This window comes from Pseudomaricurvus sp. (assembly GCF_965662505.1).
Taxonomy (GTDB): Bacteria; Pseudomonadota; Gammaproteobacteria; order Pseudomonadales; family Cellvibrionaceae; genus Pseudomaricurvus.
Genome location: NZ_CBFIHX010000125.1, coordinates 1 through 10,111, shown reverse-complemented (window position 1 = coordinate 10,111; position 10,111 = coordinate 1). Strand labels below are relative to the sequence as shown.

Here is a 10,111-nt window from a genome sequence, read left to right as displayed (position 1 = left end):
CAATCAATTGCATCTGGACAGAACCACCCGACAGGTCACTTACAACCAACAGCGGCTGGCTTTCACACCGCTGCAATTCCGTCTGCTGTGGGTATTGGTTGAAAACCGTCATGAGATTCTGAGTAAGCCCTATTTGTACCAAACCGTTATGGAAAAGGCCTACAGCCGATATGACCGGGGGCTGGACATGCATCTCAGTCGGGTGCGACGCAAACTGGTAGAGGCAGGAATGGATCCGGAAAGGCTCGCCACTGTACACGGCCAAGGCTACCGCTTTGACTGACGCCCTTACCCTTTCCAACCGCCGAGACCCAACGCTTCCCTTGCGCAAACCGTTATTCCGCAAACTGTTCTCACGCAACCCGCTGTTGTTAAAACTGCTGGCCATCATCGGTGTCGGCACGGTTCTGCTGTTTCTGTTTGTGGACAATCTGACTCGCCATACCGAAAATCAGATGAGCTTTATCGAACCGCAATACCAGCAACAGATTCTGCAATACGGCGCCGAAGCAGAACGACTCTACAATCAGAAAGATGAACAACAACTGCTCACGTGGATTAACCAGCTGCAAGAACGGGAAGCCACCTGGGCTGCGATTGTCGTCCCACAACTGACTCCCCTTGCCGGCACCCAAATTGATCAGGGTTATATTCAACGTTTCAATCTTGGGCGTGATGTACGCTGGAAAATACACCTCTATTTTACCAACAACCCCACCATTGAAGTTCCCTTCAGTACCGGTGAAGCCCGTTTTATCATGCAATTACCGCAGCGCATGCGACCCGGCGCCCTACTCCCCTATACGGTTCTGATTCTGCAAATTGCGCTGCCGCTGTTTATTTTGTGTCTGATGGCCTATGTCATATACCGCCATGTCATGGCGCCATTGCAACGACTGGAACAGGCCACTCATCAATTCAGCCTGGGCCAGCTGGATGTCCGCGCCAGCAATCACCTCGGCAACCGCGATGACGAACTGACCGCACTGGCGACAACCTTTGACCACATGGCCGAACGCACCAGCGAACTCATCACTACCCAGCGACAAATGCTGTCTGACCTGTCTCACGAACTGCGCACACCACTGGCGCGCATGGATATGGCGGTAGACGGTCTGGAAGCGGGCTTTGACCCGGAACAGGCGGTGGCTCGCCTGCGCCATGAAACCTCCACCATGCGCAGTCTGGTGGAAGATGCGCTCACTTTGGCCTGGCTCAGCAATGAAAACCCTCGCTTGCGACAGGACGATTTTGATCTGACAGAGTTACTCGAAGTCATCTGCGACGACGCCCGGTTTGAGTTTCCGAATCACCAACTCGACGCATACCTCCATAAAGAAGCCCCTTTGCACAACAGCAGTCAAAGAGCCCTCGGGCAGGCGGTGGAGAACATTATCCGCAACGCACTCAGCCACACTCCACCGGGTTTGCGGGTCGAACTCAGCCTCCGCTCCTCGGGTAATCACTACCAAATACAAGTGCGCGATCAGGGTCCGGGCGTTCCAGACGCCTATCTGACGGATATCTTCAAACCGTTTTTTCAGCTGGATAAGTCCCGTACTAACTCCTCGAATTCGGAGCATTCCGCCTCTGCAGACCAACAGCGAGTACGCGGTGGTTTTGGACTTGGGCTGGCGCTGGCCAAGCGCCAGGTTGAAGCCGCTGGTGGCGCGATAGTGGCTCAGAACGGCAAGGCGGCCAACCATCAGAACACCATACCTGGAACCGCTATCTCTTATGGTCTGGAGATCACCATCACACTTCCTTTGAGAGGCTCGAAAACCTCGGATCGTTGAACTGCCTGAATCATCCTCCCTTCCTGTAACCCCGATACCCCGGCAAAAGTAACAATTGTAAATATGCTTCACTTTTGACGCCTATTATTGATAATTACCCGCAAACAAGAATCATTATTATTTAATAGTGAGCACTCAGAAAACCAGGAAGGCAGTATCATCATGAATTCTCCCGCTAAACGCGTACGTTTTACACCTCACGCCCTTGCCATAGCCGTGGTCTCAGCCAGCGTCAGCACAGGCGTTCTGGCCGCTGAATCCGCGGAACAAACCACCCCCAAAAACAACAAACACCGCGAACTGGAAATGATCCAGGTAATCGGTCAGGCCACCAGCGGTCTCGACAATCTGGTGACACTGGAGCAACTGGAAAATATGCAGGCCAACAGCCTCGACGATGTTTTCCAAATGGATCCACAAATCAGCGTGGGCGGCTCTGTGGGTATGGGGCAGAAAATCTACGTCCGTAATGTCGGTGAAGACATGCTGAACATCTCGGTGGATGGGGCTGAGCAGGCCGGCTCCATTTTCCACCACTCCGGTCGCATTACTATCGAACCGGAATTGTTGAAGCAGGTTGAAGTAGAAGCCGGTGCCGGCAGTGCGACTGCAGGCCCTGGCGCGCTGGGAGGCTCCGTGCGTTTCACCACCAAAGATCCTCTCGATCTGCTAAAGCCCGGCGAGACTTTCGGCTCACTGATCAAAGCCAGCTATTTCAGCAACGGTGAAGGCTACAAAGGCAGCGCCACCTTGTTTGGTGCGGATAGCGGCGGCGTACTCAGCGGTATGGTCAGCATGATTGACTCCGACTTCGACAATTTTGAAGACGGTGAAGGTGACGAGATCCTCGGCACCGGTTTCGGCCGCAAAGTGGGTTACGCCAAAGCCGTGGCAAACCTGAGCGAAGAACACTACCTGTCTCTCAGCTTCGAGAGACTGGAAGAGGAAGGTGACATCCTCTACAAGCCAGAGTTGATTGCCAACTTCAAAAACGTTCCGGAGCCCACCGAAGGCTCCCGTGAAACCATCACGCTGAACTACAACTTCGACGCCAGCAGCAATGATCTGATCGATATCTACCTGAACGCCTACAGCACTCAGCTGGAACAGGATCGTGAATACGCAGGCATCAACTACGGCGGCCAGGTAGACACCGTGGGCGCGACGCTGGAGAACCGTAGCCTGATCGGCAATCACAAGCTGGTGTACGGAGTGAATTACCGCGACGACGAAAGCCGTTTTGAAAATACCCACAAAGAAAACGGTCAAGTCTACGGTTTCTATGTACAGGATGTTATTCAGTTTACTCCCGATCTGACTGTCGCAGCGGGCGTCCGTTACGATGACTATCAACTGGAAGACGTCAACGGTCAGAATATCGACTCCGACGGGTTCTCCCCTAACATCAGTGCCAACTATGTGTTCGCTCCTGGCTGGAGTGTCAGCGCCGGGTATGCCACCGCCTTGCGGGGTGCAGAAGTGAAAGACTCCTTTAAGTTGTCCTCCTACAGCAACGATCCGGATCTGAAAGCCGAAAAAGCCCAAAACTACGAACTGGGTCTGGACTACTTCTCCGGTAACTTCACCTTTGCCATGGGTGTGTATCAATCCGAAATTGAGGACCCTATTGCTGGCGCTACTCCCTGGGCCAAATACTCTGAAAACCTGGACGACGATATCGAAACCACCGGTGTGTACGCACAAATGAGTTACCACTGGGAAAAACTGTCATTGTCCGCAGCTCTCAACAGCGCCGACAGTGAACTGGATGGCGAGACGGTGACCCGCTATCAGTACAGCTCCTCCGGTAACTCCACCGGTGATTCTCTGGTGCTGGACATGCAATACCAGTTTACCGAAAGCTTCTTCGCCGGCTGGACTGCCGAGTTTGTTCGGGGCATAGACGATATCGAACTGGTGAATGTCGGCGGTTCAACGCTCACCACCGAAAAGCCCGGTTACGGCCTCCATGATCTTTACGCCCGCTGGTTGCCGTTTGGCGATGACCGCCTGACGGTTAATCTGACCGTCAAGAACCTGTTCGACAAACAGTACCTGAGTCACGCCAGCGTAGAAGACTTTGAGCACAACCCCGGCTGGACCGGCATTGTCGGCTCTCAGGAAGCGGGCAGAGATATTCGTTTGAGTGCGGCCGTGCGGTTTTAAGCCGCCTCAAAGTTAGCCAGTCCGACTTAAAGCTCAAACAAAAAAGCCCCGCCGCATTATGGATACATCATCCTAAGTGCGGCGGGGCTTTTTCATGAGCGGTCGAAAGTCTAATCAGTCTCGAAGAAAGTTCAGCAACGCTGACTGGAATTTCGGATCGCCCAATATCGACAAATGATCGCCATCAACCACCGATAACTCTGAACGGGCAATGGCATCCTGCAGGACTTCCGGACGCTGCGCCAAAGGATCTTTATCCCCGGTCAACAGCAGAGTCGGGCATTGGATATTACCCAGGGCAATGGGCTGATTATTCATGGACTGCGCCTGCGCTGCCAAAGCTTTGCGGTCGGCTTTTAACGCATCGGCAAAGCCGCGAAAACCCGCCGCTTCCTTATCGGTGATTTTGGCAGGATCATCTTCTAACAGAGCCTCAACCAGCAAGCCATTGGACAGCGCTCGCGTGTCCACGCCACCCAGTTCCACCACCGCAGAACCCACACCGCCAATCACCAGACGACGCACGCAGGGGTTTTGACTGGCAAAGATCAGAGACACCACAGACCCCATGGAATAACCCACCAGATCGATTTCAGAAATCTGCAACTCATCCAGTAGCGCCTTCAGATCCTTGGCCATCTTGCTTTCGCCATAGCTATCAGGGTCATGGGGCTTATCGGACTGTCCGTGGCCGCGGGCATCCATCGTCAATACGCTGTGCCCCTGTGCCACAAGACCCGGCACGATACCCGGCATCACCCAGTTGCCATTAGCGTCAGCGACGAAACCATGACACAGAACCACGGGCGGACGAGACTGTTTGCCCTCCCACCACTGATAAAAAATCTCTACCCCGTCAAACGATTCGACTCGTCCGGCAATGTCCGGCGCCGCTCTGCCTGCCGCAGTCTCTCTATCTTTATCCGTCATATTTTTCCCTCGTCCGTCTCCGTCAGGTCCAGCTGGCTCTTTCGACTCAAGCTGGCTCATCTACTACGCCTCGGCCAATCCCTAGGCTATTTGTGAAAGCGCTCACATAATAGGGTTTGCGGCGACACAACAACAGATGATGTGATTGGCTTCCATGCCCATTTATATCAATTCGCCCACGTCAGGAAACCAAACTCCACAACTCTCTGGCGCCAATTCCCCGTGATCGCTTACCCGCTTCAACCTCGTGAATCAGTTGCGTCAGCGCCCGGTTCACCGGACAACTCACCCCCAACTCATTTCCCAGACGGGCTACAGCGCCGTTGAGAAAATCGATTTCTGTCTGGCGGCCGTCTTTCAAGTCCTGCCACATGGAAGAACGGGCTTTGGCGTCCACCTTGTGGCCGGCACGGCGGTATATCCAGTTCGGCAGTTTCAATAATTTAGGCGTGCGCTGCGGGGGCTGCGGCCCCAGCTGCGGCAACTCGATACCTTTGGCTTTGGCCACCTGAAGCAGCTCCTCCATCGCCGCAGCCAGCACACGACGGTAGTCTCGCTGATCCAGTTCCTGCTTAAGCGGAATATCCGCCAGGGCGTTGATGGGGTTATTCAGGTTCAGTTGCAGCTTGGCCCACAGCAGCCCCGTGAGGTCATCCAGCAGGCGCAGGGGTAAGACGGGTTGCTGGAACGCAGACACCAAAGCCTCGGTTTCCGGCACTCTGGGGAGCATAATGCCGCCCTGAGTGCCTCGATGCAGGTGACCGGGTTTTAACTCAGCCACATTGGCCGCCATCACGCCGCGAATCACAGTGTGATCCGGAAAAGCCTGTTGCACACGATCTTCGGCACCGAGGCCATTTTGCAAACAGATGATGACGGTCTCGGCCCCGACCAATGACCCGATCTCGTTCAGGGCCGCCTCAAGCGCCGTACATTTAACCGTCAACCACAGATAATGCGGAGGCGGCACATCAAAATGTCCCTCTGGGTTCGGCACCACAAACTGCAAGTCGGTCACCGAAGCCTCGCAGTCATGGTAATCCGTAATTTTCAGTCCATGTTGCAATTTTTGCCGAGTTGCCTCTCGCACCACCCAGCCCACGGACTGATCTGAAGCCATCAGGGCTGCGCCAAGAAAGCCTCCCACCAGACCTGCACCAAATACGACATGCTCCATTTCGCCACCTTTGTTGTTATTGACCTTTGTTGTTATTGATTTCAGCCAGCGCTCTATACAGCCTATTCTATATACAGCCAATTATGATATCCGGCACCATTAGAGCGAATTAGCTGCCAGAAGACTGTCATGCAGATGACACTTCTATCGCTATAAACCCTCTATGGCTTGTCACCCCTATAACTTCCACCAGCTTAAGACCTATAATAGCCGCCCTCACGCACACCACCTCCAACACCCTGAAAATGGGGGTCAACTTAAGGATCCCATGTCCGACAAACTTATCTCCAGCAGCCCAACACCCAACAGACTCAAAGGGGACGGAATTCTGATTCTGGTGACCCTGATCGCTGCCGTTGGCTGGTTGTTTTCGAAAGCCGCACTGGAATACGTCCCGTCATTCTGGTTTATCGGACTGCGCTCGTTAATTGCGGGAGTTGTACTGGGGCTGATCGTGAACCGATCACTGCGGACCTTGACTCGTGAACAGTGGATCATCTCCATCAAAACGGGACTGCTGTTCGGCGTCGCCCTGTTGTTGTGGGTACAGGGCCTGCTGCACAGCGAGCAGGTGGGGGAAGCCTCATTCATTATGAGCCTGGTAGTCATTTTAATCCCGGTGGTCGGCCGCATTGTTTACGGCGACCGGATCTCGAAGCAGGTGTTACTGCCCCTGGCCATGGCCGTCGGCGGCCTGGGGCTGCTGACCCTGGGGGACGACATTCAGCTGGAAAAGTCTCACATTTACTTATTAACCGCTGCCGTGATCTTCGCCCTGCAATTTGTGATGACCTCGCGCCACGTGGCCAACATTCCTGCGATACCGCTGACCGCCATTCAGCTCACCACGGTGGGTATCATTGGCTGCACGGTGGCGATTATTGCGGCGCTGTATCATCGGGAAACGCTGACGTTTGACTGGGGGCTGCACGCCTGGGGCTGGATTTTAGTCTGCGCTCTACTGACGTCATTGGTGCGTTTTTCTCTACAGATTTACGCCATGAAATTCACCACCGCCACCAATGCCGGCATGATTCTGGTATTGGAACCGGTGTGGACTACTCTACTGGGGGTTGTGGTTTTGAATGAGGTGATGCAATTGAATCAGTGGGCTGGGTGCGCGTTGATCTTTGCTGCGATTGTGGTGTTTCAGCTGATACGCATGCGTAAATGGTCTTAATCCGCTAGCCCTGGCCAGCCTCTGTAGATAGCCAAAAGCCTACTGCAGACACAAAAAAGCCCGTATTTCTTTTGGAAATACGGGCTTTTTATTAGCTTGGTCGTTACTAGCCTGGTCTTTACTAACCAGGCCGTTACAAACCAGGTGAGCTGGATTCGCTTACTTGAGCTTATCCATCACCGCACCAAACAGTTCTTCATCCGAAGGAATCACTTTTGGCGTCGCCAAAGGCTTGGACACCCAGGTCACATTGACCAGATGCTTCCAGTAGATATTTTCGTTGGTGCTGTTGCCGCCCCAGGTACCACAACCCAGAGAGAAGGTCTGACGCATACCGTTCCACAGGTTACCGGAGTTGGACGGTGACTGAGGCTGGTTGACCATCACACGTGAAGTTTTGGTGCCTGAAGCCAGTTTGAGAACGTTCTCGTCACTGGTGGAGTAGATACCGCAGGAGTGACCCATACCCTGATACGCCTGAATATTGTTGGTCAGCTCAACAGCTTCATCCACGTTCTTCACTTTGTAGAACGCCATGATCACGGACAACTTCTCACCGGAATACGGGTGCTCAGGACCGAAACCGGTTTCTGGCATGATGATGAAAGTGCGATCGGAAGGAATCTCGATACCCGCCATTTCACACAACACCGGCGCAGGCTTAACAACAGCCTTGGCATTCAGGTGTCCATCTTCCCACAGTACCGCTGCGATTTTTTCGTAATCGCCGGCTTGTGCCAGGTAACCGCCTTTGTCGATCAATTTTGCTAACAGCTCGTCGTAAATGGACTCAACCGCAATCACGGTGTTGTCGGAAGAACAGCTGGCCGCCAGATCGAAGGTCTTGGACAGACGAATTTTCTCAGCGGCGAAATCCAGATCAGCGGTCTCGTCCACAGTAATACAGGCATTACCCGCACCTACACCCAGTGCAGGAGTACCGGAAGAGTAGGCGGAATGAACCATACCCGGACCACCGGTGGCCAGAATCAGGTCACACTGTTTCATCAGCTCGTTGGTGCCATCCAGAGAAGGCAGCTCAATGGCCTGAACCAGATCCGCTGGCGCGCCCAGCTTCTCAATGGCCGCACGCATGTTGTCCACGATCATCTTATTGGTGATCTTGGCGCGTGGGTGCGGCGCAATAATAATCGCGTTGCGGCCTTTAACGGCGTTAATCGCTTTAATGACCGGCGTGGCTTCCGGGTTGGTGGACGGAGACAAAGCACCGATGACGCCAACCGGCTTGGCGATCTTGATGATATTGCGCTCTTTGTCTTCTTCGATCACACCGACAGACTTGTCATCAATAATATCCAGCAAAGCCGCACGGGTTTTTACTGAAATCTTGGTGAATTTACCGTTGTAGTCACCCAGCTGGCTTTCGTCCACAGTGTGTTGGGCGATCTTCTCGGCAACACCTGGCTGACAGTTAGCCCATACCATGGCAGTGATCAGCTCGTCGATCTGCTCCTGGGTATAGTGTTCAATTTGAGCTTGAGCCGCGCGGGCTCTGGCAACCATGGCCGCAATATTGCGGGCTTCATCAGTATCGGCAATTGGCTTTTCAAGGGCCATGAGTATTCCTCTCAATCTGTAAGCTATCGCTCATAACGCGCTATTGGGCAATCAGACTGTAATCGGCCTAATAGCTCATCATGACGTGTGTTGATCGAACATTATCCGGAGCACAATAGGCTGTCGGCGGCGCAGTGCCAATTGACGATATTGCGTACCAGATGGACTATATTGCGCATCAGATGGGCTATATTATTGCAAAAAACTGCAAAAGCAGACTGCGTATCACGCATCCCGGTTCCGACCCACATGGCGCCGTTCACCTCTGTCCTGAGACATCCATCTAATCAACAGTGTCGTATTATAACATAGTTTGGGCGAATATTGAGAACACTCCGTGATCAGGCGCCCAGGGACAAATGAGAGCGCCTTAATCCAGCGTATTTGCGACCCCCATCATATCCCGCGCCGACACAGGCCTGCTCAACAAATACCCCTGTACTTCATCACACTCCAACTGCTGAACAAACTCCAACTGCATGGGTGTCTCGATACCTTCGGCAATCACCTTGAAACCCAAATTTTTCGCCAGCGCGACTATCGCCCTAACCGCGCACCGATCCTCGTTGGCCGGCAGTGCTTCCATAAAACTTCGGGAGACCTTCAGATTGTCCACCGGCAGGCGTTTCATCTGCTGCACGGATGAATAACCAGTGCCAAAATCATCCAGTGAAACACTCACGCCTAAACGACGGATTTCCTCCAGCGCTTCTGAAATTCGCAGCCGGTGACACGCTAGGGTTTCTTCAGTTAACTCAAGCTCCAGCACTCCGGCAGGGATAGCATAGGCCTGCACAATATCTCGCAGGGAACACAGCAGGTGTCCACCTTCGAACTGTTCTCTGGACACATTGACCGCAACCCGCCCGACAGGCACGCCCTGATCTCGCCACAACAACCATTGACTGCAAGCCTGCCGTAAAACCCAGTCGCCCAACCCTCTTATCAACCCGGTGCTCTCGGCAATGTGCAGAAAGTCCTGAGGCAACAACATGCCTCGCTCTGGATGCTGCCAACGCACCAGAGCTTCCACTGCATGTGTAGTGCCATCTTCTGCACCGAGTATCGGCTGGTACACCAACTCGAACTGAGGCTCTTTCGATTGCAACTTCAAAGCCTGCCGAAATTCCCGTTCTAACTGAGCGCGAGCTTCCGCTCTGGCATTCATGGCTTTGTTGTAGAATTGGTAACGCCGTCCACTGACGTTTTTAGCGTGGCCTGCAGCTTTAGCATGGCTTATGTTTTTAGCATGGTAGAGCGCCGTATCCGAATTGCGTAACAATG

General features: G+C 53.5%; 8 protein-coding genes. 4 read left to right on the top strand and 4 right to left on the bottom strand.

Annotation, left to right across the window (positions count from 1 at the left end):
- The 3 genes from ACTG33_RS14345 to ACTG33_RS14335 form a co-directional block, all read left to right on the top strand.
- Window positions 1-283 (top strand): winged helix-turn-helix domain-containing protein (locus ACTG33_RS14345; protein WP_439135907.1); only part of this gene is annotated, 283 nt, incomplete at its 5' end.
- Window positions 276-1,796, top strand: a complete 1,521-nt coding sequence (locus ACTG33_RS14340; protein WP_439135906.1) for a sensor histidine kinase — start codon at window positions 276-278, stop codon at window positions 1,794-1,796. The genes ACTG33_RS14345 and ACTG33_RS14340, both read left to right, overlap by 8 nt.
- A 162-nt stretch (window positions 1,797-1,958) precedes the next feature.
- Complete coding sequence (locus ACTG33_RS14335; protein WP_439135905.1) at window positions 1,959-3,962, top strand: TonB-dependent receptor domain-containing protein; 2,004 nt, start codon at window positions 1,959-1,961, stop codon at window positions 3,960-3,962.
- A gap of 114 nt (window positions 3,963-4,076) precedes the next feature.
- Here the strand turns inward: ACTG33_RS14335 and ACTG33_RS14330 are convergent, their stop codons facing one another.
- Together ACTG33_RS14330 and ACTG33_RS14325 are read right to left on the bottom strand one after the other, a co-directional pair.
- Window positions 4,077-4,892 carry an alpha/beta fold hydrolase gene (locus tag ACTG33_RS14330; RefSeq protein WP_439135904.1) on the bottom strand — a complete coding sequence of 272 codons (816 nt, stop codon included), beginning with the start codon at window positions 4,890-4,892 and terminating at the stop codon, window positions 4,077-4,079.
- Between the two features lie 181 nt (window positions 4,893-5,073).
- Window positions 5,074-6,069, bottom strand: a complete 996-nt coding sequence (locus ACTG33_RS14325; RefSeq protein ID WP_439135903.1) for a 2-dehydropantoate 2-reductase — start codon at window positions 6,067-6,069, stop codon at window positions 5,074-5,076.
- Window positions 6,070-6,337: 268 nt separating this feature from the next.
- Between ACTG33_RS14325 and ACTG33_RS14320 the strand changes: the two genes are divergently transcribed.
- Window positions 6,338-7,249: a DMT family transporter gene (locus tag ACTG33_RS14320; RefSeq protein WP_439135902.1), complete on the top strand. Its 912-nt coding sequence runs from the start codon at window positions 6,338-6,340 to the stop codon at window positions 7,247-7,249.
- Window positions 7,250-7,408: 159 nt separating this feature from the next.
- On the opposite strand, the gene ACTG33_RS14315 is transcribed toward ACTG33_RS14320, so the two are convergent.
- Both ACTG33_RS14315 and ACTG33_RS14310 read right to left on the bottom strand, forming a co-directional pair.
- Complete coding sequence (locus ACTG33_RS14315; protein ID WP_439135901.1) at window positions 7,409-8,827, bottom strand: aldehyde dehydrogenase family protein; 1,419 nt, start codon at window positions 8,825-8,827, stop codon at window positions 7,409-7,411.
- Window positions 8,828-9,197: 370 nt separating this feature from the next.
- Window positions 9,198-10,111 (bottom strand): putative bifunctional diguanylate cyclase/phosphodiesterase (locus ACTG33_RS14310; RefSeq protein WP_439135900.1); only part of this gene is annotated, 914 nt, incomplete at its 5' end.

Excerpts from the sequence above, each read along its gene's own strand:
- ACTG33_RS14335 (WP_439135905.1), top strand. The coding sequence starts at position 1,959 with ATGAATTCTCCCGCTAAACGCGTACGTTTTACACCTCACGCCCTTGCC.
- ACTG33_RS14315 (WP_439135901.1), bottom strand. The coding sequence starts at position 8,827 with ATGGCCCTTGAAAAGCCAATTGCCGATACTGATGAAGCCCGCAATATT.
- ACTG33_RS14330 (WP_439135904.1), bottom strand. The coding sequence starts at position 4,892 with ATGACGGATAAAGATAGAGAGACTGCGGCAGGCAGAGCGGCGCCGGAC.
- ACTG33_RS14325 (WP_439135903.1), bottom strand. The coding sequence starts at position 6,069 with ATGGAGCATGTCGTATTTGGTGCAGGTCTGGTGGGAGGCTTTCTTGGC.
- ACTG33_RS14320 (WP_439135902.1), top strand. The coding sequence starts at position 6,338 with ATGTCCGACAAACTTATCTCCAGCAGCCCAACACCCAACAGACTCAAA.